Genomic DNA, 24,227 nt, shown 5'->3' with positions numbered 1-24,227 from the left:
GGTCAGGACGAACATGGATGAAGTCTAAGACATTAATAGTGATAAATGAAGGTTGATGACTTCATTGGCGCGGATTCAGCACCAGCCGCCTGTCAGCCCGTGCAGCGGAAGGTGCGGCGGTAGGCCTGGGGTGTGGTGCCGACCTGGCGGGTGAAGTGGTGGCGCAGGATGGCGGCGGTGCCCAGTCCGGTGCGGCCGGCGACCTGCTCCACGGAGGCGTCGGTGTCCTCGAGGAGGCGCCGGGCGAGCAGCACCCGTTGCGAGGTCACCCAGGCGTGGGGCGTTGCCCCGGTCTCGGCACGGAACCGGCGGGCAAAGGTCCGCTCCGACATCATCGCCCGTCGCGCGAGGGTCTCCACCGAGAGGTCCTCGGCGAGGTTCTCGGTGGCCCACTCGAGCACTGGCTGGAGCGAGTCGGCCTCGACCGCGGGGAGCGGCGCCTCGACGTACTGGCGCTGGCCGCCGTCGCGCTGGGGAGGCACGACCATGCGGCGCGCGATCGCGGAGGCCACGGTCGCGCCCAGCTCCTTGCGCACGAGGTGGAGGGTCGCGTCGATGCCCGCGGCGGTGCCGGCCGAGGTGATGATGTTGCCGTCCTCGACGAAGAGCACGTCCAGCACCACGTCGACGGCGGGGAACTCCTCGGCCAGCTCGTTGGTGTTCATCCAGTGCGTGGTGGCGCGCCTGCCGTCGAGCAGCCCGGCCTTGGCCAGGGTGAAGGCGCCGCTGCACAGCGACATGATCCAGGCGCCGCGCTCGTCGGCCGCCCGCAGCTCGCGCACCAGCGCCGGCGGAATCGGGGCCTCCCGCGGCTTGGTGGCGGGAACCACGATGAGGTCGGCCTCGGCCAGGCGCTCGAAGCCGTGCTCGGTCGCCACGCTGAAGCCCATCGCGGTCGGGACCGGCTCGCCGGGTCGTTCGCTGCACACTGCGAAGTCGAAGTTGGGGACTCCCTGGTCGGAGCGGTCCATGCCGAACACCTCGCAGGCGACGGCGAACTCGAACGGGGAGACGGTGTTGACCACCGGGACGGCGACGTTGCGCAGCATGTCCTCAGCGTGGCACAGGTTTGGCAGAAAATCTATCTCACATGGCATTTCTGCCACTCGTGGCGGTATTCAGGGTGAGCGCATGATTTCTGCCATGAGCATCTTCCTCTTCCTCGCCCTCCTCATCGCGCTCGCCGTCCTGGCCCCGTTCTTCGGAGTGGACACCCGCTTCGACCGGGACGACCACGGCCTCCACGCCTGACCCTGGGGTCACCACGGCCGCGCAGCGGCCAGGTCCCTCGGGTCGGCCACCGGCTCCCAGCCGTTCCCACCCAGCTCGTACTCCCACTCCGGGCCACTGCTCGCCACCGACGCCACGGCGGCGAGCAGTCGCACGACGTGCTCGGGGGTCGTGCCCAGGCCCAGGCTGACACGCACCGCGGCACCCGGCTCCGCGGCATACGGGTCGTCCAGCAGCGCGTCCACCAGCAGGTGCGCGCAGAACCGGCCGTCCCGAACCCCGATGCCGTGCTCCGCCGACAGCACGGCGGACAGCAGCGAGGGGTCCACGCCCTCGACCGTGAACACCGCGACCGGCAGCCGCTCGTGCCCGGGCCCGAAGATCGAGTAGGTCTCGACGCCGTCGATCGCCGCCAGCCCCGCCGACAGGCTGGCCTCGAGGGCTTGCTCGTGGGCCTCCACCGCCTCGCGGTGCGCCGCCAGCGCAGCGCACGCCGCAGCCAGGGCCACGGCGCCGATGACGTTGGGTGACCCGGCCTCGTGGCGGGCCGGCCCCGTCTGCCAGTGCGTCGCGCGCTCCGTCACGGCGCGGGTGGCCCCGCCTCCCGCCAGGTAGGGGGCGGCGGCGTCCAGCCAGTCACTGCGGCCGACCAGCGCCCCGGCACCGAAGGGCGCGTAGAGCTTGTGGCCGGAGAGCGCCACGTAGTCGACGCCGAGCGCGTCGAGGTCGACCCGCCGGTGCGGGGCCAGCTGGGCAGCGTCCAGGACCACCCTGGCTCCGCCGTCGCGGGCCACGGCGGCCAGCTCGGCCACCGGCCAGAGCTCGCCGGTGACGTTCGACGCGCCCGACAGGACCACCAGGCGGTTGCGGCCGCGGGAGGACGCGAGCGCCGACCGGAGCAGCAGCACGGCGTCCCGGGCGCTCCCGGGGACGGGCAGGCGCACCGTGCGCCGGGCGTTCCACGGCAGCAGCGCGGCGTGGTGCTCGCTCTCGAACACGTAGACCGTCGTGTCTCGCGGCAGCGACCTCGCCAGCAGGTTGAGCGAGTCGGTCGTGTTGCGGGTGAAGACGACCTCGTCCTCGGCGCGGGCGCCCACGAAGCGGCCGACCTCCTCGCGGGCCTGCTCGTACCAGCGGCTCGTCACCTGCGAGGCGTAGCCCTTGCCCCGGTGCACCGAGGAGTACGTCTGGAGTGCGGCGTCGACCGCCTGTCGGACGACGACGAGGGCGGGAGTGGAGGCTGCGTGGTCGAGGTTGGCGTAGTCGACGAACGCGCCGCCCACGGTGGGCACGGTCAGCCCCGCCGACACCACCGGCGGCAGGACGGCGTCGGAGCCGTGGGGCGGGGCCGACGGGCAGGCACCCGGCTCCGTGGGCGCGGGGCGGAGCGCCCGCACCCGGTCGCGGGCCGGTGGAGCCGGGGGCGAGGCGCCTCCGGCGCGCCGGTGCGACGACGGGGCGGGGTGGCCGTGGAGGGTGGCGATCGACATGGGAGCTGCTCCTGGGTCCGGGGGACCCGAAGTGCTCCACGGGCCCGCGCTTGCCGGCGGCGGACGCCGTCGGCCCGGTCGTCACCCGGAGCACCCCGCCGCGGAGGGAGGGTTGCTGGCCAGCAAGCCGGGGCTTCGCGCTGGCACTCATGACCTGTCAGGGACGGTATCGGTGGGCCGGGTCGTGGGCCAGCATGCGGGCCGGCCTTCCCGCCATGTGAGACCTCCGCGGGCCGCGAACGGGGTGTGACACGTCGTCCGGAGCGGGAGGCTCGTCGTCCTGGCCCGCCTGCGCCGACGCCCCGGGGGCGCCGGCGCAGGCCCCGCCAGGACGCCCTCTCAGGGTCGCAGCATCCGCCGTCTCCGCGCGGCCTGACCAGCGGATTTGGCCGCAAGGACGGGGCTGCCATCGTCCGTTCGGTCGATGGCCCCCTCGCGGCATCTTTGAGCGGCTGTCACGCGTGTGACACGTGTGTCTGACGTGGCGATCGCGTACCGTGCGGATCATGGCGACACGTCCGTCCACCTCTGCGCGCTCCACGGCGAGTCGCGGCACCTCCACGCGCCCCGCGAACCGCAAGGCCGCACCCCGCAAGGCGGCGCCGCGCGGCCAGGCCAAGGGCGGCGGGCTCCCCCTGCCGCTGCGCGCGGTCCGAGGCACCTGGATGGGTATGGCGCACGTCGCCGGGGGAGCGGTGCGCAAGGTGGGGCACAGCGCTCGCGAGCTCGAGCCGGAGCACCGCCGCGACGGGCTCGGCTTCTTCCTCATCGGCATGGCGATCGTGGTCGCCGCGCGGGAGTGGTGGGCCTTCGACGGCGTGGTCGGCGACCTGATCCACGCGGTCGTCGCCGGGACGTTCGGGCGGGTGGCCTACGCCGTGCCGCTGGCCCTGCTGGTGCTCGGCGTCCGCCTCCTTCGGGCCCCCGAGGAGTCCTCGGCCACCTCCCGGGTGGGCATCGGGCTCGTGGCGCTGGCCTTCTCCGCGTCCGGGCTCTGCCACGTCGCGCAGGGGGTTCCCCAGCCGCCCGACGGCGCCGACCCGATGCGGGACGCCGGTGGCATCATCGGCTTCCTCGCCTCCAGCCCCCTCGAGGCGGCCGTGTCCGTCTACGGCACGGTCCCCATCCTGCTCATGCTCGGCTTCTTCGGGACCCTCGTCATCACCGCCACCCCGGTGCACCTGATCCCGGAGCGGCTGGGGCAGCTGCGCGACCACCTCCTGCACCGCACCCCGCCGTCGGCCGCGCAGCCGGAGGCCGAGGAGAAGCCGAAGCGCCAGCGCCGGCGGATCGGGCCGGACGCCGACGGCAACCTCGACGGCGACCTGCCCTTCGAGCAGGCGGCCGTCGTCGCCCCCGACGGCAAGCGCTTCCGGCCGGGGGAGAAGCGGCCGACCTCGCCGGGCGTGCTCGCTCCGGGCGCGACCCAGGACCCCGCAGCGAAGGAGCCGGGTGGCGCCGCCGCCAGCCCCGCCGTGGACGTCAAGCCCGCCCTCGAGGCACCGCCGACGACCCCGCTGCCGCAGCGCGTGGAGCAGCTCGCGCTGGCCGGCGACATCACGTACACCCTGCCGGACAACGCGATCCTCGAGCCGGGCTCGCCGCACAAGACCCGCAGCGCCGCCAACGACCGGGTCGTCGAGGCGCTCACGCAGGTGCTCGACCAGTTCGACATCGACGCCCAGGTGACCGGCTTCATGCGCGGCCCGACGGTCACCCGCTACGAGGTCGAGCTCGGTCCCGGCATCAAGGTCGAGCGCGTGACCGCGCTGTCGAAGAACATCGCGTATGCCGTGGCGTCCGCGGATGTGCGCATCCTCAGCCCGATCCCGGGCAAGTCGGCCATCGGCATCGAGATCCCGAACACCGACCGCGAGAAGGTCAGCCTCGGCGACGTGCTGCGCAGCCAGGCGGCGCGCGGCAACGAGCACCCGATGGTGATGGGCGTCGGCAAGGACGTCGAGGGCGGCTACGTCATCGCCAACCTCGCCAAGATGCCGCACCTGCTCGTCGCGGGCGCGACCGGCGCGGGCAAGTCGAGCTTCGTGAACTCGATGATCACCTCGATCCTGATGCGGTCGACGCCTGACGAGGTGCGCATGGTGCTCGTCGACCCCAAGCGCGTCGAGCTCACGGCCTACGAGGGGATCCCGCACCTCATCACGCCGATCATCACGAATCCCAAGAAGGCGGCCGAGGCGCTGCAGTGGGTCGTGCGCGAGATGGACACCCGTTACGACGACCTCGCGATGTTCGGCTTCAAGCACGTCGACGACTTCAACAAGGCGGTGCGTGCCGGCAAGGTCAAGCCGCTGCCGGGCTCGGAGCGGGTCATCCAGCCCTACCCCTACCTCCTCGTCATCGTCGACGAGCTCGCCGACCTCATGATGGTCGCGCCGCGCGACGTCGAGGAGTCGATCGTCCGCATCACCCAGCTGGCCCGCGCCGCCGGCATCCACCTGGTGCTGGCGACGCAGCGCCCGTCGGTCGACGTCGTGACCGGCCTGATCAAGGCCAACGTGCCCTCGCGGATGGCGTTCGCGACCTCCTCGCTCGCCGACAGCCGGGTGGTGCTCGACCAGCCGGGCGCCGAGAAGCTCATCGGCCAGGGTGACGCGCTCTTCCTGCCCATGGGCTCGAGCAAGCCGATGCGCGTGCAGGGCGCCTGGGTCACCGAGTCCGAGATCCAGAACGTCGTCAAGCACGTCACCGACCAGCTCAAGCCCAGCTACCGCGAGGACGTCACCGTCACCGCGGCCAAGAAGCAGATCGACGACGACATCGGTGACGACCTCGACCTGTTGCTGCAGGCGACCGAGCTCGTCGTCACGACGCAGTTCGGGTCCACGTCGATGCTCCAGCGCAAGCTGCGGGTCGGGTTCGCCAAGGCGGGCCGCCTCATGGACCTGCTCGAGTCGCGCGGGGTGGTGGGCCCGTCCGAGGGGTCCAAGGCACGCGACGTGCTGGTCAAGCCCGACGACCTGCCGACCACCCTGGCGCTCATGCGGGGGGAGGACGTCCCCGATCCGGATCCGGTCTTCGACGGCCAGGCCGACGGCGCGGTGACCAACGGCTCGGTCGACCGCACCGACGAGGTCCCGACCGGCGGCGCGGGCGGCTACGCGCCGCGCGACCTCGGGCCCGACCTCGACGCGTACGAGCAGGTCGAGGGCGACAGCGACGAGGACGCCTGGTCGCTCACCGACCGGGGCTGAGCCACGCAGCACACATCTCACGTCCCGGGACGGCGTGGCGGGACGGAATAACGCGACGGGCCGTCCCTGTTGCGCCCTGCGTGACTGCCCCGACCGCTGACGCGACGACCCGCTCCGTTCTCGCCCCGTCCGAGCGGCCGGGTCGCCGGCGTCGGGCGGTCCTCACCGAGGCCCCCCGCGGCCGGGCGTACGCGAAGTTCGTCCTCGTCCTCGGGGCCCTCATCGCCATCGGCCCGCTGACGATCGACACCTACCTGCCGGCCATGCCGACGATCGCGGGTGAGCTCGGTGCCACCGAGTCGCAGGTCCAGGGCACCCTGACGGGCATCCTGCTCGGCATGGGTCTGGGGCAGCTCCTCGTCGGCCCGCTCGCCGACGCCGTCGGGCGCCGGGCCCCCCTGGTCGCCGGGCTGGGCCTGCACGTCCTCGCCTCGCTGTTCTGCGCCTGGGCGCCGACCGTCGAGCTGCTGACGGCCGGCCGGGTGCTCCAGGGGCTGGGCAACGCCGCCGTCTCGGTGGTCGCGATGGCGACCGTCCGCGACCTGTTCACGGGCTCCGCGGCCGCCACCCTGCTGTCGCGGCTCATGCTGGTGATGGGCATCGCGCCGATCGTGGCCCCGACGATCGGAGGGGCGGTGCTGGCGCACACGTCCTGGCGCGGGGTGTTCGTGCTCGTCTCCCTCGCCGGTGTGGTCCTCATGGCCGTCGCGGCGCTGGCGCTGCGCGAGACGCTGCCGCCCGAGCGTCGCAGGCGGCTGCGGCCGGTCCCCGTCCTGCGCACCTACGGGTCGCTGCTGCGGGACCGCACCTTCGTCGGCCTGGTCCTGATCTCCGGCCTCATGTTCGCGACGCTGTTCTCCTACATCGGCGGCTCGTCCTTCGTCCTCCAGGACATCTACGGCCTGAGCGTGGCGCAGTTCGGCCTGGCCTTCGGGCTCAACTCGCTGGGGTTCCTGGCCGGCTCCCAGCTGAACCCGTTCCTGCTGCGCCGCCTCGGCCCGCGCGAGATCGTCCGGGCCGGCGTGACCATCGCCGCGGTGTCGAGCCTCGTGATGCTGGTGGCGGCCCTGACCGGGGTCGGAGGGCTGACGATGATCCTGGCGCCGTTGTGGTTCCTGCTCTTCGCCTGCGGGCTGACGCTGCCGAACACCCCGGCCCTGGCGCTGACCCGGCACGGCGAGGCAGCGGGCACCGCCGCGGCCCTGCTCGGCGCGTCCCAGTTCGTCATCGGTGGGGCGGCCGCGCCGCTCATCGGCGCCATGGGGTCCGACTCCGCGGTGCCCATGGCGCTCGTGATGGCCGGCACCGCCGGCGGTGCCGCGCTCGTGTCGGTCTTCACCCTGCGCGTCGCCGTCGTCCGCGACTGAGGCAGCGCCCGGCAGCGCGTCCGGGCGTCGCCACTGCCGGCACCCTAGGGTGGGCGCCATGTCGCAGTGGATCACGTCCATCAGGCAGCACCCCTCGGGGGTCCTGCTCGGCGCCCAGCTGGCCGCCATCCTGGCCTACCCCTTCGCCGGCGACACCGCGGCAGGGCGGGCGGTGCTCGGCGTCTTCGGCATCTTCGTGCTCGCGGTGGCCGTCTGGGCCGTGCGGGCGACCCCTGCCCTGACCTGGGTGGCCATCGTCCTCGGCCTGCCGGTGGTGGTCCTCACCGTCCTCGAGGGCGTCTACCCCGGGAACGACCCGATCAGGCTCTGGTCGTCGGTCCTCCACGCGCTGTTCTACGGCTACACGGCCTACGGACTCGTGCGCTACCTCTTCGACGACAGGTTCGTCACCCGCGACGAGATCTTCGCCGTCGGCGCCAACTTCACGGTGGTCGCGTGGGGGTTCGCCTACCTGTTCTTCGCGGTGCAGGTGCTCTGGCCCGGTTCCTTCGTCTCCTACCAGGGGGAGGTCGAGCAGCCCTTCCCCAACATGCTCTTCCTGTCCTTCGCCACGCTCACCAGCGTGGGCCTGTCCGACGTCATCCCGGTGCTCCCGCACGCCCGCTCGGTCGCGATGGTCGAGCAGATGGCGGGTGTGCTCTACGTCGCGATGATCATCTCGCGGGTCGTCAGCCTGACCGTGCTGCACCGTCGCTAGGCGGACGGGCTCCCGTCGAGCTCGGCGATCGTCGCGAGGCTCGGCCCACGCTCCTGCTGGAGCGCGCGGGCCCCGGCCTCGGCCTCGCGCATGACCCGCAGGACGTTGCCGCTCGTCAGCCGGGCGAGGTCGTCGTCCGACCAGCCCCGCTGGGCGAGGGCCTCCAAGAGCCGCGGGTATGCCGTGACGTCCTCCATCCCCTGCGGGAGCACCTCCACGCCGTCGTAGTCACCGCCCACGCCGATGTGGTCGATGCCGGCCACCTCGCGGATGTGCTCGCAGTGGCGGACGACGTCCTCGAGCGTCGCCGGAGGCTCCGGGGTGCGGGCGCGGTACTCCCGGTAGAACGGGGAGAACGCCGCCGCGTCGGCCTGGGCGATCCCCTGCGCGGCCGCCTCCGCGACGGCCTGGGCGTGCCACGCCGCGGCCTCCGGGTTCACGAACTTGGGCACGAAGGTGACCATGCAGAGGCCGCCGTTGTCCCTGAGCGCCTCCAGCACGTCGTCCGGGGCGTTGCGGGGGCTGTCGCAGACCGCGCGCGCCGAGGAGTGGGAGAGGATGACCGGCACCTCGCTGGCCCGCAGCGCGTCGCGCATGGTGTCCGCGGAGACGTGGCTGAGGTCGACGAGCATCCCGATCCGGTTCATCTCGCGGACCACCTCGACGCCGAAGCGGGAGAGGCCGCCCACGACCGGCTCGTCCGTCGCCGAGTCCGCCCAGGGGACGTTGGCGTTGTGGGTCAGGGTGAGGTAGCGGACCCCGAGCACGTGCAGCATGCGCAGCGTCGCGAGGGAGCAGTTGATCGAGTGCCCTCCCTCGGCCCCGAGCAGGGAGGCGATCCGGCCGGACGCCCAGGCGGCCTCCACGTCGTCCGCGGTGCGCGCGAACGCCAGCTCCGCGGCATACCGGGCCACCATCTGGTGACCGGCGTCGACCTGCTCCAGCGTGGCGCTGACCGCGTCGTCACCGGTGAGGGAGGCCGGCACGAAGACGGACCAGAACTGCGCTCCGACCCCGCCGCGGCGCAGGCGGGGGATGTCGGTGTGCGTGGTGGGCGTGCCGGCCCCGATGTCGAGCCGGTCGAAGTCGTAGCCCACCGCCTCGCGGGCCGCCCACAGCAGGTCGTTGTGCCCGTCCAGCACCGGCTGCCGCTCGAGCAGGGCCGTGACGCGGGCGGACAGGTCGGGAGGGGAGGCGGCGCTCATGGCTGGACCCTATCCACCTCTAGAGTGGGCGCATGAGCTCCTCCGCCTCGCGCAGCGTTGCCCTGGTGACCCTGGGATGCACCCGCAACGAGGTGGACTCCGAGGAGCTCGCCGGGCGGCTCGCCGCCGAGGGGTGGGTCCTCGTCGACGACGCGGCCGAGGCGGACGTCGCGGTCGTCAACACGTGCGGCTTCGTCGAGCAGGCCAAGAAGGACTCGATCGACGTGCTCCTCGAGGCCTCGGCCGCCAAGGACGCCGGACGCACGCAGGCCGTCGTCGCCGTCGGGTGCCTGGCCGAGCGCTACGGCGAGCAGCTGGCGGCCGAGCTCCCGGAGGCGGACGCGGTCCTCGGGTTCGACTCCTACGCCGACATGTCCGGCCACCTGAAGGCCATCCTCGCCGGGGACCGGCCCGCTTCCCACACCCCTGCGGACCGCCGCCGGCTCCTGCCGCTGTCGCCGGTGCAGCGCCAGGGCGGTGCCGGTGGTGTGGCGCTGCCGGGCCACGGCGACCCTGCTCCGCCCGAGCCGACCCCGGACGTCCTCGAGCCGGCCGACGTCACCTTCCAGGGGCCGGTGCCGGCCTCCGGCCCGCGGGTCATCAGGGCTCGGCTCGATGGCAGGCCGTGGGCCCCGCTGAAGATCGCGAGCGGCTGCGACCGGCGCTGCGCCTTCTGCGCGATCCCCATGTTTCGCGGGGCCTTCGTGTCGCGCCGCCCCACCGACATCGTGGCCGAGGCGCGGTGGCTCGCCGAGCGTGGCGTGAAGGAGGTCTTCCTCGTCAGCGAGAACTCCACCTCCTACGGCAAGGACCTCGGCGACCTCGCCCTCCTCGAGAAGCTCCTGCCGGAGCTGACCGCCGTCGACGGCATCGAGCGGGTCCGCGTCTCCTACCTCCAGCCCGCCGAGATCCGGCCCGGGCTGCTCGACGCCATGGCCGCCACACCGGGCGTCGTGCCCTACTTCGACATCTCCTTCCAGCACGCCTCCGGGCCCCTGCTGCGCCGGATGCGCCGCTTCGGTGGGCGGGAGGCCTTCCTCCAGCTCCTCGACGAGGTCCGTACCCGCGCGCCCGAGGCGGGCATCCGCAGCAACGTCATCGTGGGCTTTCCCGGCGAGACCGAGGCCGATCTCGACGAGCTCGAGGCCTTCCTCGTGGCAGCGCGGCTCGACGTGGTGGGCGTCTTCGGCTACTCCGACGAGGACGGCACGGAGGCCGAGGGCTACCGCGAGAAGGTGCCGGAGGACGCCGTCGCGGAGCGGGTCGCGAGGTTCACCGCCCTGGTCGAGGAGCTGGGCGCGCAACGGGCGGAGGAGCGCATCGGCCAGCGCGTCGAGGTCCTCGTCGAGGAGGTCGACGACGAGGAGGGGCTGCTCCTGGGCCGCGCGCTGCACCAGGGCCCCGACGTCGACGGCATCACGATGCTCCGTCTCGACCAGTGTGAGGGGTTCGGCATCGGGGACCTCGTGCCGGCGACCGTCGTCGGCACCGAGGGGATCGACCTGGTCGCGGAGCCGGCGTGAGCGAGCACGACCACCTCATCGATCCCACGCCGAAGCCCCCGCCGAGCCCGTGGAACATCGCCAACGCACTCACCGTGATGCGCATCCTGATGGTGCCCGTCTACGGCTGGCTCCTTCTCGCCGAGGGCGGTGACGACCCCACCCTGCGCTTCTGGGCCACCGGCATCTTCCTGCTGGCGATGCTGACCGACCGGGTGGACGGCGACCTGGCGCGTCGGCGGGGCCTCATCACCGACTTCGGCAAGGTCGCCGACCCCATCGCCGACAAGGCGCTCATGGGGATGGCCTTCGTCGCCCTCTCCGTGCTCGACGAGCTGCCGTGGTGGGTCACGGTCGTCGTGCTGGTCCGGGAGTGGGGGGTGACCGCGCTGCGGTTCTTCGTGATCCGCCACGGCGTCATGCCGGCGGGCCGCGGCGGCAAGCTCAAGACCGTCCTCCAGAGCGTCACCCTGACGCTCTTCTCGCTGCCGCTGTGGGTGTTCCCGCTCCCGGGCGTCTGGCAGGCCGCCGCCTGGGTGACGATGGCACTCGCGGTCCTCGTGACCGTCGCCACCGGTCTGGACTACCTCATGAAGGCGCTCCGGCTGCGTCGGACCAGCGAGCGGGCCGCCATGAAGCGTGAGCGTGCCCGGCGCGCGCGCCGCGCTCGGGCCGAACGCCCATGAGGGGCCGGGCCCCGACCGGGGCAGGGGTCCCGTGAGCTGGGCGGGCCCGTGATGACTCCTGCGGTGACCCCGGCCGAGAGCCCTCCGGCCGCCGCGGACCTGATCGCCGTCCTGACGGCGCGAGGGCAGAGCCTCGGCTGTGCGGAGTCGCTGACGGGTGGGCTGGTGTGTGCTGCCCTCACCGACGTGCCTGGTGCCTCGGCGGTGGTGCGTGGCGCCGTGGTCAGCTACGCGACCGACGTCAAGGCCGACGTCCTCGGGGTGGACTCCGGCCTGCTGGCCAGCCTCGGCGCCGTCAACGCGGAGGTGGCACGCCAGATGGCGCAGGGAGCGTGCCGCGTGCTCGCCAGCGACTGGGGGGTTGCCACGACCGGCGTGGCGGGACCGGACCCCCAGGACGGGGCGGCCGTGGGAACGGTGTTCGTGGCGGTCGCCGGACCCGGCGGTTGCGAGGCCGTCGAGCTGCGCCTGCCCGGCGACCGGGCTGCGATCCGGCGGGCCGCGGTGGACGCCGTGCTCGACCTGGTGCGGGCCCGCGTCGATGCCGCGGAAGAAGGGAGGCCCCGGCGTGGTTGACGAGCGCATGAGCGTGTCTTTGGCCAAACCTCCGCGCGCGGCGTCAGGGCCGCGCGGTAACGTGGGTGCCGACACCCGTTCGGAGGCCGCAAAGGAGGGCGCCGTGATCCTGCTCCGTCGCGAACTGGGCGACGTGCTCCGAGAGCAGCGCCAGGCCCAGGGCCGCACCCTTCGCGAGGTGTCCGCCGCAGCCTCGGTGTCACTGGGCTACCTCAGCGAGGTGGAGCGCGGTGAGAAGGAAGCCTCGTCGGAGCTCCTGGCGTCCATCTGCAGCGCCCTGAACCTCCCGCTCTCGACCGTGCTCGGGCACGTCTCCGAGCGGGTCGCCGAGACCGAGGCGCTGACCGCGCCGGTCTCCCTGCCGGTGCCCAGCGCGGCGCTGGTCTCCGCCTCCGCGGCCTGACCTCCGGCCGCCGCCCCCGCCGCGTCTGCGTCACGCAGGCGTTACGCCTGCGTACGGCACGGCCGGATGACACGTCCCCTCGCGGGCTCCAGCCTGGGGCTCACCCGCGCCGGTACGCCGTGCCGCGTGCTCCGGAGGAGCCCAGCGGTCGTTGTGCCCTGCCGTCGTCGGTGGGGGCGAGGCCGCCCTGGCACGCGGGGCAGTAGAACATCGTGCGCTCCCGGGATGCCGGCCCGATGGGTGCCACCCGCACGGTCTCGCCGCACCGGCGGCAGGGGCGCCCGGAGCGCGCGTGCACGTAGCTCGTCTCGCCGCGGCGCCGGCTGCCGGTGCTCGTCTGCACGGCATGGTGCCTGGCGGCGTCGATGAGCCGGTGCGCGCGTGACACCACGGCGGTCGTCGCGACCTCGCCGAGCTCGTCCGCCGGGGTCCACGGCCCGATGCGCTCGAGAAAGAGCGACTCGCAGGCCCAGAGCGTGCCGACGCCGGCGAGGTTGCGCTGGTCGAGCAGCGCCTCGCCGACGGACACGCCTGCCCCGAGCACGTTGGCGACAGCGAGGTCGACGGCCCAGTCGGGGCCGAGCACGTCGGGGCCGAGGTGGCCGACCAGTGTCGGCTCCTGCGAGGTCGGCACGAGGTCGAGCATCCCCAGCCGGAGGCCGATGGCCGTCCAGCGGGCCGTCCCGACCACGGCCCTGACCTGCGGGTTGGTGACCGCCCGCACGGTGAGTGACGCGGTGTCCTCGACGCGCCACTGTCCCTCCATGCGCAGGTGCGAGTGCAGCGTGAGGCCGGCGTCCAGACGGTGCAGGAGGTGCTTGCCGCGGCTGACGACCTCGAGTGTCGTGGAGCCGGCGAGGTCGCTGGTCGCGAGGTCGCCCCAGCGCAGGTCCCAGCGCGCCACCTGCTCGCCGGCCAGGGCCTGGTGCAGCCGCTGGGCGGTGCGCCAGACGGTGTCGCCCTCAGGCATCGCAGCCCTCAGCCGCGTGACCGGCCATGGGTCGCTCACCGTCGCTGCCGGCCATGGGTCGTTCACTGTCGCTGCCGGTCATGGGTCGCTCACCGTCGCTGCCGGTCACGGGTCGCTCACCGCCGTAGCCGCAGACCGCGCGGGGTCGCATGGAAGCCGGCCCCTGCCAGCGCCTGGGCCAGGGGGTGGTCGGAGCCGAGCACCGCCCCGCCGTCGGCCTTCTCGACGGTGATGCGCCCGAGCGCGCCTTCTCGGACCGCGAGGGCGAGCGCGTCGGCCGCGCTCTGCAGCACGCGCGGGTCCTCCGACCACGAGAGCAGGGTGCGCCCGCCACGCTCGACGTAGAGCACCAGGGCCCCGTCGACGAGGACGACGAGCGCCCCGGCCTTGCGCCCGGGCTGGTGGCCCTTCCTGCCCTCGACCTCGCCGTCGTTCTCGGGTCGGGCCGGCCAGGGGAGGGCGGCGCCGTAGGCGTTGGCGGGGTCGCAGGCTGCCAGCACGACCGCCGCCGGTGGCGTCTGGTCCGGGTCGGCCGTGCCGAGGGGACGCGCCCCCGCCCGCAGCCGGTCGACCGCGCCCGTCCCCGCGAACTGCGCGGCCCCCAGCGACTCGACGAAGTAGCCGCGGCGCACGCGCCCGGACTCCTCGGCGGCGGCGAGCACGCGGTAGACACCGGCGAACCCGCCCGGAACACCCTCCGCGACCACGGACCCGCGAGTCACCACGCCGTAGCGGTCCAGCAGGACCTCGGCCGCGGCATACGAGCGGACGGTGGGGTCCGGCTCGGCCTCGGGCAGCAGCGACCACCGGCCGGCCCCGGTCGGCGGCCCGCTGCGGCTGGGCAGGGCCGGCCGGCCGGGGCCGCGCTGGCCGCTCAGGGTGCCGAGGGAGCCGCGGCGTCCGGCGTACCGGCTGGAGCGCGGCCCCGTCCGACTGCGTCGGTGGGCCGTGCGGCCGCCGGACAGCAGGGCCCGCAGCGGGGCCAGGGTGTCGCCGGAGACCCGACCGGACCACACGAGTGACCACAGGTCGCCGAGCAGCGCCTCGTCGTCGGTGCTGCGCACGGCGTCGGAGAGGGTTCGGAAGAAGTACGCACCGCCGCCGGTGAGCGCGTCGAGGATGGCCTGCTCGGTGTCGGTGAGGTCGCCCTCGTCGGGCGTGGCCAGGGTGAGGTGGGCGGTGTCGCCGAGGTGCAGCGACACCCAGCCGTCGTCGCCCGGCAGCGACCCGTGGCCGCGCCAGAGGACCTCGCCGGTGCTGGTGAGCTCGTCGAGGAGGGCGGGGGAGTAGCCGCTCACCCGCGACGGGAGGACCAGCGTCTCCAGGGCACTCGCGGGGACGATCGCACCCGCCAGCTGCTCGACCGCCCGCACGAGGCCCTCACGCCCGCGCAGTCCGCCGCCGACGCCCTGCCACAGCGGCAGGAACCGGGCCAGCTCGACCGCGGGGACGGGCTCGACCTCGGCCCGCAGCGCGGCGAGCGAGCGGCGCCGGAGGGTCCGCAGCACCTCGGCGTCGCAGTAGTCGAGGCCGTGGACGCCGCCGCCGTTCTCGGTCGGGAGCAGCTCACCCTCGACCAGGCGCCCGGCCGACACCAGCCGTCGGAGCGCGTCGAGGGCCACCGCCGGGCCGACACCCCACCACTGAGCGATGGCGGGAACGGAGAACGGACCGTGGGTGCGGGCGTACCGGGCGACGAGGTCGCCGAGCGGGTCGGGCACCGGGTCGAGGAACGCCTGCGGCACGCCGACGGGCAGCGAGGCGCCGAGGGCGTCGCGCAGCCGCCCGGCGTCCTCGATGGCGGCCCAGCGCTCCTCGCCGGCCACCCGCACCCGGATGACGCGCCGCGCGCCCTCGAGGTCGACGAGCCAGTGGCCGATGTCGTTGCGAGACGCCGACTCCACGCACCGGCGCTCGACGTCGGCGAGCGAGAGCGGGCCGAGTGCCCGGAGCAGGTCGGCGACGTCCTCGGCGTCGCGGCTGGCGCGCTCCGGGGTGAGCCGCTGGAGCTCCGACTCGGTGCGGGTGACCTCGGCCGGGTCGAGCAGGTCCCGCAGCGACAGGCCCTCGCCACGGCCGAGCAGCTCGGCCAGCAGCGTGGGGTCGAGCGCCAGCGCGGCCGCGCGCTTCTCGGCGAGGGGCGAGTCACCTTCGTACAGGAACTGGGCGACGTAGCCGAACATCAGCGACCGCGCGAACGGCGAGGGCTGGGCGCTCTCGACGTCGACCATCGTCACCTCGCGGGAGTCGAGGCCCCGTATCAGGTCGGTGAGACCCGGCACGTCGAAGACGTCCTGGACGCACTCGCGCACCGTCTCCAGCACGATCGGGAAGGAGGCGTACTGGCTGGCCACCTCGAGCAGCTGGGCCGCCCGCTGGCGCTGCTGCCACAGCGGCTGGCGACGGTCGGGCCGGCGACGGGGGAGCAGCAGCGCGCGCGAGGCGCACTCGCGGAACCTCGCGGCGAACAGTGCCGACCCGCCGATCTCCGCCGTCACGAGGTCGTGCACGTCGTCGGGGTCGAGACGCACGAGCTCCACGAGCTCGGCGCCGACCCCACGGCCGTCCTCGAACTCGAGGTCGGGCAGGCGGAAGACCATCCCGTCGTCGCCGTGCATGGCCTGCACGTCGACGCCGTAGCGCTCGCGCATCCGGGCAGATACGCACAGCGCCCAGGGCGCGTGGACCTGCCCGCCGAAGGGGGAGTGGACCGCCACCCGCCAGTCGCCGATCTCGTCGCGGAAGCGCTCGATGACGATGGTGCGGTCGTCCGGGACGTGGCCGGTGGCCTCGCGCTGCTCGGTGAGGTAGGCGAGGAGGTTGTCGGTGGCCCACTCGTCGAGCCCGGCCCTGCTGACCCGGGCCCGCGCCTTGGCGGGTGCCAACCCCGCGACCTCGCGCACGAACGCGCCGACGGCCCGGCCCAGCTCGGCGGGTCGCCCGAGCTGGTCGCCCTTCCAGAAGGGCAGCCGGCCGGGCAGTCCGGGGGCGGGGGTGACGAGGACCCGGTCGTGGGTGATGTCCTCGATTCGCCAGGTGGAGGTGCCGAGGGTGAACACGTCGCCGACCCGGGACTCGTAGACCATCTCCTCGTCGAGCTCGCCGACCCTCCGGCCGGTGCCCTCACCGGTGGCGAGGAACACGGCATACAGCCCGCGGTCGGGGATGGTGCCGCCGCTGGTGACGGCCAGCCGCTGCGCCCCGCGCCGGCCGGTGAGGACGCCGGAGACGCGGTCCCAGACGATCCGCGGCCGCAGCTCGGCGAACTCGTCGCTGGGGTAGCGGCCGGAGAGCATGTCCAGGACCGACTCGAGGATCGAGCGCGGCAGCGAGGCGAACGGGGTCGCGCGCCGGACGAGCTGCTCGAGGTCGTCGACGGCCCAGTCGTCCATGGCGCACATGGCCACGACCTGCTGGGCGAGGACGTCGACGGGGTTGGCCGGCACCCGGAGCGACTCGATGGCGCCCGCGCGCATGCGCTCGACGACGACTGCGGTCTGCACGAGGTCGCCGCGGAACTTCGGGAAGAGCACCCCGCGGGAGACCGCGCCGACCTGGTGGCCGGCCCGGCCGACCCGCTGGAGCCCGGACGCGACCGAGGGCGGCGACTCGACCTGCACGACGAGGTCGACGGCCCCCATGTCGATGCCGAGCTCGAGGCTGCTCGTCGCGACCACCGCGGGCAGCCGCCCGGCCTTGAGGTCCTCCTCGATGAGCTGGCGGTGCTCCTTGCTCACCGACCCGTGGTGGGCGCGGGCCAGCACGGCGGGGGCCCCGGCGCCGGCGCCCGACTGCGCCATGATCTCGGCCGGGGTCCGCGACCCGGTGGGCCGGGTGGCCGCCGCGGCCCGGTCGGCCTCCGCGCCCGACCCGCTCCCGCCACCGGTGCCGCCATCAGTGCCGCCATCGGTGCCGCCATCGGTGCCGGTGGACCGCTCGGCCTCCTCGAGCCGCTCCTGCCAGATCTCGTTGAGGCGGGAGGTCAGCCGCTCTGCGAGCCGTCGGGAGTTGGCGAAGACCAGCGTCGAGCGGTGCTGCGCCACGAGGTCGACGATCCGCTCCTCGACGTGCGGCCAGATGGAGGCACGGCGCTCGGCGCCCGCGGCGGGACCGGACAGGTCGTCCTCGACCACCTCGCCGAGGGCGGACATGTCGGCGATCGGGACGACGACGTCGAGGTCCCACTCCTTGGTGGACGGCGGCCGCACGACCTCGACGGGCCGCCCGCCGGCGAGGTAGCGCGCGACCTCGTCGACCGGCTCGACCGTCGCGGACAGGCCGATGCGCTGGGCCGGGCTCTCGAGCAGCGCGTCGAGCCGCTCGAGCGACAGGGCGAGGTGGGCGCCGCGCTTCGTGCCGGCCACGGCGTGGACCTCGTCGAGGATGACCGTCTCGACGCCGGCCAGCGCCTCGCGCGCAGCGGAGGTGAGGATGAGGAAGAGCGACTCCGGGGTGGTGATCAGGACGTCGCTGGGGGTGCGGGCGAAGGCTCGCCGCTCCTGTGCGGGCGTGTCACCCGAGCGCACCGCCACCGAGATGTCGGGCGGCGGCAGGCCGAGCCGGGTCGCGGCGTGGCCGATGCCGACCAGGGGCGAGCGGAGGTTGCGCTCGACGTCGACGGCGAGCGCCTTCATGGGTGAGACGTAGAGAACCCGGCACCGCTTGAGCCTCTCGTCGGGGACCGGCTCACGGGTCAGCCGGTCGAGGGCCCAGAGGAATGCCGACAGGGTCTTGCCCGAGCCGGTCGGGGCCACGACGAGCGCGTGGTGGCCCGAGCTGATCGCCTCCCAGGCGCCGGCCTGCGCCGCGGTGGGCTCGCTGAACGACCCCCGGAACCACTCGGCGGTGGCGGGGGAGAAGCGGTCGAGCACGTCGCCGGCACTCGGGCGGGGGCTCTGCGTGCGGGAGGCCATCGAGGCAAGCCTGCCACCGGCCACCGACACCGGCGCGACGCAGGAGCCAAACCGATGGCGCGGTGGTGCGGCCTGCACCTACCCTCCGGACGTGCCCACCGCCCCACCCCGTCTCGCCATCCGCCGCCAGCTCCCCAACGCCACGGACCAGGCCGTCGTCCGTGACCTGACGGTGCGGGCGTTCGGGCCCGACGAGGGACCGGTCGTGGCCAGGCTCGTGCAGGCGTTGCAGTCCTCCGACGCCTTCGCTGGGCTGTCCTTCATCGCCGAGCACGACGGGCGGCCGGTCGGGCACACGATGCTGACCCGGTCCTGGGTGGACGCACCCGCGGCCCTCGTCGACGTGCTGGTGCTCAGCCCGCTGTCGGTGGCACCCGAGCACCAGCGCGCGGGGGTGGGACGAGCGCTCGTCGAGCACGCGCTCGCGGTGGCGGACGACGACGGCTGGCCGGCGGTCTTCCTCGAGGGGGACCCCGCCTACTACTCCCGGCTCGGGTTCGAGCGCGCCAGCGCGCGCGGGTTCACCAGCCCGAGCGCGCGGATCCCCGACGCCGCCTTCCAGGTGGTGACCCGCACGGCACACCAGCCGTGGATGACGGGGGCGCTCGTCTACGCCGACCGGTTCTGGGCGCTGGACTGCGTCGGCCTGCGGTGACCGGGACGGCCCGGCCCCTGCCCCCGGTCGCCTGGCGGCTGGTCGCGACGGCGGCGCTCGCGCAGGCGGTCGTGCTCACGCTCGGCAGCCGGGGCTACGGCTACCACCGCGACGAGCTGTACTTCCGCATGCTCCCGCCGGCGTGGGGCCACGTCGACCAGCCACCCCTCGTGCCGCTGCTGGCCCGGACCGTGTCCGTGGTGGTCGACGAGCCCTGGGCGCTGCGCGTCCCCGCGACCCTGGCGGCGGCGCTGTCCGTGGTCCTCGTGGCCCTGGTGGCCCGCGAGCTGGGTGGTGGTCGCGGCGCGCAGGCCCTCGCCGCGTGGGGGTACGCCTTCTCCTCGTTGCCGCTCATGCTCGGCCACGTCCTGCTGACCTCGACCCTCGACCAGGCCTTCTGGCTCGGCGTCGTGTGGTCCGTGCTGCGCGCGCTGCGCGGCAGCCCGCGCTGGTGGCTGGTGGCAGGGGTCGTTGCGGGGCTGGCGTCCTACTGCCGCCTGCTGGTGGCTGTGCTCGGCGCCGCGCTCGCCGTCGGCGTGCTCGCGCTCGGGCCTCGTGCCCCGCTGCGGTCGGCCTGGCTCTGGGCCGGTGCCGGCCTGGCCGGCCTCGTCGCCCTGCCGAACCTCGTCTTCCAGGCCACCCACGGGTGGCCGCAGCTGGCCATGGGCGCGGCCCTGTCGGAGAACAACGCCGGCGAGGTGCGGGCCCTGGCCCTGCCGCTCCTGCTGCTCATGCTCGGGCCCGTGCTCACGGTCGTGTGGGGCACCGGCCTGGTGTGGCTGCTCCGTCGGGAGCGCCGGGCCGAGGTGGGCTTCCTGGCGGTCGCCTTCGGGGTGCTCGTGGCGTTCACCATGGCTTCCGGTGCCCAGCCGCACTACCCGGTCCACCTCCTGAGCGTCGCGTATGCCGCGGGCTGCGTCCCTGTGGCCGCGTGGCTGGCGCAGCGCGCAGCGTGGCGGCGCGCGGCAGTCCTCGGCCTGGCACTCAACGCGACCCTCTCGGTCGTGCTGGCCCTGCCGGTCGTGCCGGTGGGGTCGGTGGGTGCGACCCCGCTTCCGGAGCTCGGTCCGCTGGTGGCGGACCAGGTGGGTTGGCCCCGGTACGTGGCCCAGGTCGCGGACGTCTTCCGGTCCGTGCCGCCGGGCGACCGGGCGGCGGTGGTCACCTCGAACTACGGCGAGGCCGGCGCGATCGCGCGCTTCGGCCCCGCGCTGGGTCTGCCCCCACCGGTCAGCGGGCACAACGCGTTGTACGACGCCGCGCGCCCGTCCGAGGGCACGGACGTCGTCGTCATGGTCGGCTACCAGCTCCGCGGGGTGGAGCGGCTGTTCGCGTCCTGCGACGTCGTGGCCAGGCTCGACAACGGCGTCGGCGTCGCCAACGAGGAGCAGGCCGCACCCGTGGCGGTCTGCCGTGGACCGGTCGCGCCGTGGAGCGAGCTGTGGCCGCGCTTCCGGCACCTGGACTGACGGCCGGGCGGCTGTGACAGACTCGCGGCTGTGCGGCTGAGCAAGTTCTGGACCCTGATGAACGACGAGTTCGGGGAGTCCTACGCCGGCTCCCTCGCCCGCGACCACGTGATGGGCGTGCTGGGGAACCGCACCGCGCTCCAGGCTCTCGAGGCGGGTGAGTCACCGAGGACGGTCTGGCTGGCGCTGTGCGAGGACATGGACGTCCCGGAGTCGCGGCGGCTCGGCGTCGACCACGGCGCCAAGCGATGAGCAGCCCCGCCAGCGCGCCGGACTGGGCGCGGACCCCGGTGGTCCTCGCGCCGATGGCAGGGGGACCCAGCACGGTCGCCCTCGCCGCCGCCGTCGCCGAGGCCGGGGGGTTCCCCTTCCTCGCGGGGGCCTACCTCACCCCGGAGCGGCTGCGCGCCGATGTCGAGGGCCTGCGCTCGCGCACCTCGACGGCCTTCGGGGTCAACGTGTTCGCGCCCTCGCCCGACGAGCCGGCGATGCTCGCCGCCGCCGAGTCGTATGCCGCGCTGCTGGCCCCGTGGGCCGCTGCGGCAGGGGTGCAGCTGGGGGCCCCGCGATACGACGACGACGCCTTCGCCGCGAAGGTGGACCTGCTCGCCGAGCTGGCGCCTGCCGTGGTGAGCTTCGCCTTCGGCTGGCCGCCCGCACGGGCCGTCGACCGTCTCCAGCGCGCCGGCGTGCAGGTGTGGGTGACCGTCAACGAGCCGGCCGAGGCCGAGTGGGCCCGGGAGCTGGGCGTCGACGGCCTCGTCGCCCAGGGCTGGGAGGCCGGCGGTCACCGTGGCGGCCCCGTCGACACGGGGGCCGAGCAGCTTCCCGTCCGGGAGCTGGTGCGGGCACTGCGCGAGCAGACCTCCCTCCCCGTGATCGCCGCCGGGGGGTTGATGACGGGGTCCGAGGCGGCCGAGCTCCTGACGCTGGGCGCGTGCGCGGCGGCGTTCGGCACGGCCTTCCTGTCCTGCCCGGAGGCCGGGACGGCCGACGTGCACCGCCACGCCCTGGCCCACCGGCAGGGCACGGTCGTCACCCGGGCCTTCACCGGGCGCAGCGCCCGGGCGCTGCACAACGCCTGGACGGACGGCTACGGGTCCCGCGCGCCCGCGGCATACCCGCACGTCCACCACGTCACGGCGCCGCTGCGCGCCCACGGCAAGGCGCTGGGTGAGGCGGACCTGGTGCACCTGTGGGCCGGGACGGGGCACGGACGGACCCGCGGGCTGCCGGCGGGCGACCTCTGCCGGACCCTGCTCGGCGAGCTGGCCGAGGCGGCGCGCCGGGCCGGAACGTAAATGACCGCGAGGGTTGTCGCCCCCGTTCGCTAGCGTGGCGCCTGTGACTGGTGACGACATCCTGCTGAGCGCCACGGGGCTGACCAAGAGGTTCGGCGACTTCGCCGCCGTCGACGGCATCGACTTCGCCGTCCGCAAGGGCGAGGCGTTCGGCTTCCTCGGGCCCAACGGTGCGGGCAAGTCGTCCACGATGCGCATGGTGGGGTGCGTCTCGCCCGTGTCCGGGGGCGAGCTGCGCCTGTTCGGTCAGGACCCGGCCACCCACGGCCCGGCGATCCGGGCGCGCCTGGGGGTCGTGCCGCAGCGCGACACCCTCGACGAGGAGCTCACCGTCGAGGAGAACCTCTGGATCTACGGCCGCTACTTCGGGCTCTCCCGCAAGGAGGTCCGGGCCCGCGCGGCCGAGCTGCTGGACTTCGCGCAGCTGACCGACCGGGCCAGGGACCGCGTCGAGCCGCTCTCGGGCGGGATGAAGCGGCGGCTCACCATCGCCCGCTCCCTGATCAACTCTCCCGAGATCCTGCTCCTCGACGAGCCGACGACGGGTCTGGACCCGCAGGCCCGCCACGTGCTGTGGGACCGCCTGTTCCGGCTCAAGCGCTCGGGGGTGACCCTGGTGCTGACGACGCACTACATGGACGAGGCGGAGCAGCTCTGCGACCGCCTCGTCGTCATGGACCACGGCAAGATCGTCGCCGAGGGGTCGCCGCGCCAGCTGATCGAGGAGTACTCCACCCGCGAGGTCCTCGAGCTGCGCTTCGACGCCGAGGACCACAAGGACTACGCGGAGCAGGTCACCGGCATCGGCAAGAGCGTCGAGGTCCTCCCCGACCGGCTGCTCGTCTACACCGACAACGGTGACGAGGCCTCGGCGGTCGTCCACTCCCGGGGCATCGAGCCGCTGTCGTCGCTGGTGCGGAGGTCGACGCTCGAGGACGTCTTCCTCCACCTCACGGGCCGGACCCTGGTGGACTGATGGCTCCTGCCACGACGTCCGCGCCACCGGTGTCCGCCCCGGGGGAGCGCGCCCAGCACGGCCCTCGCCAGCCGCTCAGCACCTCGGAGCGGTGGCTGTCGGTCTTCGGCTACCTCATGGCCGTCTACCGGCGCACCTGGCGCGGGAGCATCATCGGCCGGTTCCTCTCGCCGCTGTTCTTCCTGCTGGCGATGGGCCTCGGCCTCGGCGCCCTGGTCGACGACCGCGCCGGCGGCGTCGACGGCACCCCGTACCTCCTGTACGTCGTCCCCGCGATCGTGGCCACCCAGGCGATGTGGGTCGCGATGGGCGAGTCGACCTACCAGGTCCTCGGGTACATCAAGTGGAACATGGGCTACCACGCGATGTTGGCCACGCCGCTCGGGGTCCGCGACATCCTCATCGGCCACCTGCTCTCGGTCGTCGGCCACCTGACGGTGGCGACGGCCATCTTCATGGGCGTGGCCGCGCTCTTCGGTGGCTTCTCGTCCTGGTGGGCCGTGCTGTGCCTTCCGATCGCCGTGCTCACGGGGATGGCCTTCACCGTCCCGATCTTCGCGTTCACGGCCCGGCAGGAGGGTGACAACGGCTTCAACATCCTCTTCCGCTGGGTGATGACGCCGCTGATGCTCTTCTCCGGCACGTACTTCCCGGTCGACCAGCTGCCGGTGTGGATGCAGCCGGTCGCCTGGGTCACGCCGCTGTGGCACGGCGTCGAGTCCTGCCGCCAGGTGTCGACCGGCCAGGTGGTCTGGCCCACCCTGGGCCTGCACCTGGCCGTGCTGGTCACCTTCATCGCGGTCGGGTGGGTCCTGGCCGTGCGCACCTTCACGAAGAGGCTGGTCGTATGAGCGTGACCTCCGCCGCGCCGAGAGCGGCCACGCGGCTGGCGCGGCTGGTGCCGATGCCCGCGGGTGCCGGCCTGGCCCGGATGCTCGTCGAGCGCAACGTCACCTCGTTCCGCCACGGCTGGATCGCCCTGGTGACCGGGTTCGCCGAGCCCGTGTTCTACCTCTTCTCGCTCGGCGTCGGCATCGGGGCACTGGTCCAGACGGTGGTCACCGACGGGGGTACCGAGGTGAGCTACCTCGCGTTCGTGGCGCCGGCCCTGCTGGCGGCGTCCGCCATGAACGGCGCCGTCATGGACTCCACCTTCAACGTCTTCTTCAAGCTGAAGTACGCGCGCCTCTACGACTCGGTCCTCGCGACGCCGATGGGCCCGCGCGACATCGCGGTCGGGGAGATCTCGTGGTCGCTGATCCGGGGCGCGATGTACTCCGCGTGCTTCCTGGTCGTCGCGCTGCTGGCCGGGGCCGTGCAGTCCTGGTGGGCGCTGCTCGCGTTGCCGGCTGCCGTCTTCATCGGCTTCGCCTTCGCAGCGGTCGGCATGTTCGCCACGACCTTCATGCGCTCCTGGGTGGACTTCGACTACGTCACCCTGGCGCTCCAGCCGATGTTCCTGTTCTCCGCGACGTTCTTCCCGATCTCCACCTACCCGGACTCGCTCCAGTGGCTCGTCCAGGCCACGCCGCTCTACCACGGCGTCGCGCT

The 24,227-nt window shown here is 73.7% G+C and carries 19 protein-coding genes and 1 riboswitch; of the genes, 14 read left to right on the top strand and 5 right to left on the bottom strand.

Annotated elements, in window-relative coordinates:
* Nucleotides 1-92 precede the first annotated feature (92 nt).
* Together VIB11_RS02590 and VIB11_RS02585 are read right to left on the bottom strand one after the other, a co-directional pair.
* Nucleotides 93-1,049 (bottom strand): GlxA family transcriptional regulator, encoded by a 957-nt coding sequence (locus tag VIB11_RS02590; RefSeq protein WP_332028077.1) that lies wholly within the window; start codon nt 1,047-1,049, stop codon nt 93-95.
* 210 nt (nt 1,050-1,259) lie between these two features.
* Nucleotides 1,260-2,720 (bottom strand): aminotransferase class V-fold PLP-dependent enzyme, encoded by a 1,461-nt coding sequence (locus tag VIB11_RS02585; RefSeq protein ID WP_332028076.1) that lies wholly within the window; start codon nt 2,718-2,720, stop codon nt 1,260-1,262.
* A 41-nt stretch (nt 2,721-2,761) separates the two neighbouring features.
* Nucleotides 2,762-2,875, bottom strand: a riboswitch (SAM riboswitch).
* 351 nt (nt 2,876-3,226) lie between these two features.
* Here VIB11_RS02585 and VIB11_RS02580 point away from each other — a divergent pair.
* The 3 genes from VIB11_RS02580 to VIB11_RS02570 all read left to right on the top strand — a co-directional run bounded on the left by VIB11_RS02580 (nt 3,227) and on the right by VIB11_RS02570 (nt 8,020).
* Nucleotides 3,227-5,935: a DNA translocase FtsK gene (locus tag VIB11_RS02580; RefSeq protein ID WP_332028075.1), complete on the top strand. Its 2,709-nt coding sequence runs from the start codon at nt 3,227-3,229 to the stop codon at nt 5,933-5,935.
* A gap of 80 nt (nt 5,936-6,015) precedes the next feature.
* Nucleotides 6,016-7,302, top strand: coding sequence for a Bcr/CflA family efflux MFS transporter (locus VIB11_RS02575; protein WP_332028074.1), 1,287 nt, complete (start codon nt 6,016-6,018; stop codon nt 7,300-7,302).
* A gap of 58 nt (nt 7,303-7,360) precedes the next feature.
* Nucleotides 7,361-8,020, top strand: a complete 660-nt coding sequence (locus tag VIB11_RS02570; RefSeq protein WP_332028073.1) for an ion channel — start codon at nt 7,361-7,363, stop codon at nt 8,018-8,020.
* Here the strand turns inward: VIB11_RS02570 and VIB11_RS02565 are convergent.
* Nucleotides 8,017-9,225: a dipeptidase gene (locus VIB11_RS02565; protein WP_332028071.1), complete on the bottom strand. Its 1,209-nt coding sequence runs from the start codon at nt 9,223-9,225 to the stop codon at nt 8,017-8,019. The genes VIB11_RS02570 and VIB11_RS02565 overlap by 4 nt on opposite strands.
* Before the next feature lie 32 nt (nt 9,226-9,257).
* Between VIB11_RS02565 and rimO the strand changes: the two genes are divergently transcribed.
* The 4 genes from rimO (at nt 9,258) to VIB11_RS02545 (ending at nt 12,392) form a co-directional block, all read left to right on the top strand.
* On the top strand, nt 9,258-10,748 hold the full coding sequence (gene rimO / locus VIB11_RS02560) for a 30S ribosomal protein S12 methylthiotransferase RimO (protein ID WP_332028069.1): 1,491 nt from the start codon (nt 9,258-9,260) through the stop codon (nt 10,746-10,748).
* The gene (gene pgsA / locus VIB11_RS02555) at nt 10,745-11,413 is read left to right on the top strand and encodes a CDP-diacylglycerol--glycerol-3-phosphate 3-phosphatidyltransferase (RefSeq protein ID WP_332028068.1); all 669 of its coding nucleotides are present in this window, start codon (nt 10,745-10,747) and stop codon (nt 11,411-11,413) included. The genes rimO and pgsA overlap by 4 nt, the downstream gene beginning before the upstream one ends.
* 51 nt (nt 11,414-11,464) lie before the next feature.
* Complete coding sequence (locus tag VIB11_RS02550) at nt 11,465-11,989, top strand: CinA family protein (RefSeq protein ID WP_414695739.1); 525 nt, start codon at nt 11,465-11,467, stop codon at nt 11,987-11,989.
* Between the two features lie 103 nt (nt 11,990-12,092).
* Nucleotides 12,093-12,392 carry a helix-turn-helix transcriptional regulator gene (locus VIB11_RS02545; protein WP_332028066.1) on the top strand — a complete coding sequence of 100 codons (300 nt, stop codon included), beginning with the start codon at nt 12,093-12,095 and terminating at the stop codon, nt 12,390-12,392.
* Between the two features lie 100 nt (nt 12,393-12,492).
* Here VIB11_RS02545 and VIB11_RS02540 read toward each other — a convergent pair whose 3' ends face one another.
* Both VIB11_RS02540 and VIB11_RS02535 read right to left on the bottom strand, forming a co-directional pair.
* Entirely contained in the window at nt 12,493-13,401 is a 909-nt protein-coding gene (locus VIB11_RS02540; protein ID WP_332028064.1) for a DNA-formamidopyrimidine glycosylase family protein, read from the bottom strand.
* A 77-nt stretch (nt 13,402-13,478) separates the two neighbouring features.
* Nucleotides 13,479-18,275, bottom strand: a complete 4,797-nt coding sequence (locus VIB11_RS02535; protein WP_332028062.1) for an ATP-dependent helicase — start codon at nt 18,273-18,275, stop codon at nt 13,479-13,481.
* Nucleotides 18,276-18,366: 91 nt separating this feature from the next.
* Between VIB11_RS02535 and VIB11_RS02530 the strand changes: the two genes are divergently transcribed.
* The 7 genes from VIB11_RS02530 to VIB11_RS02500 all read left to right on the top strand — a co-directional run.
* On the top strand, nt 18,367-18,930 hold the full coding sequence (locus VIB11_RS02530) for an N-acetyltransferase (protein ID WP_332028060.1): 564 nt from the start codon (nt 18,367-18,369) through the stop codon (nt 18,928-18,930).
* Nucleotides 18,927-20,399: a glycosyltransferase family 39 protein gene (locus VIB11_RS02525; protein ID WP_332028058.1), complete on the top strand. Its 1,473-nt coding sequence runs from the start codon at nt 18,927-18,929 to the stop codon at nt 20,397-20,399. The genes VIB11_RS02530 and VIB11_RS02525 overlap by 4 nt, the downstream gene beginning before the upstream one ends.
* A 30-nt stretch (nt 20,400-20,429) precedes the next feature.
* Nucleotides 20,430-20,651, top strand: a complete 222-nt coding sequence (locus VIB11_RS02520; RefSeq protein ID WP_332028056.1) for a DUF3046 domain-containing protein — start codon at nt 20,430-20,432, stop codon at nt 20,649-20,651.
* Nucleotides 20,648-21,700, top strand: a complete 1,053-nt coding sequence (locus VIB11_RS02515) for an NAD(P)H-dependent flavin oxidoreductase (protein ID WP_332028054.1) — start codon at nt 20,648-20,650, stop codon at nt 21,698-21,700. Before VIB11_RS02520 ends, VIB11_RS02515 begins: the two co-directional genes overlap by 4 nt.
* A gap of 43 nt (nt 21,701-21,743) precedes the next feature.
* Nucleotides 21,744-22,676 carry an ABC transporter ATP-binding protein gene (locus VIB11_RS02510; protein ID WP_332028052.1) on the top strand — a complete coding sequence of 311 codons (933 nt, stop codon included), beginning with the start codon at nt 21,744-21,746 and terminating at the stop codon, nt 22,674-22,676.
* A complete protein-coding gene (locus VIB11_RS02505) occupies nt 22,676-23,527 on the top strand; it encodes an ABC transporter permease (RefSeq protein WP_332028050.1) in 852 nt (283 codons plus the stop codon). Before VIB11_RS02510 ends, VIB11_RS02505 begins: the two co-directional genes overlap by 1 nt.
* Nucleotides 23,524-24,227 (top strand): ABC transporter permease (locus tag VIB11_RS02500; protein ID WP_332028048.1); only part of this gene is annotated, 704 nt, incomplete at its 3' end. The genes VIB11_RS02505 and VIB11_RS02500, both read left to right, overlap by 4 nt.

Source organism: Pedococcus sp. (assembly GCF_036554925.1).
GTDB lineage: Bacteria > Actinomycetota > Actinomycetes > Actinomycetales > Dermatophilaceae > Pedococcus_A.
Note: the sequence above shows the minus strand (reverse complement) of the source record. Positions and strands in the feature narration are given on the sequence as shown.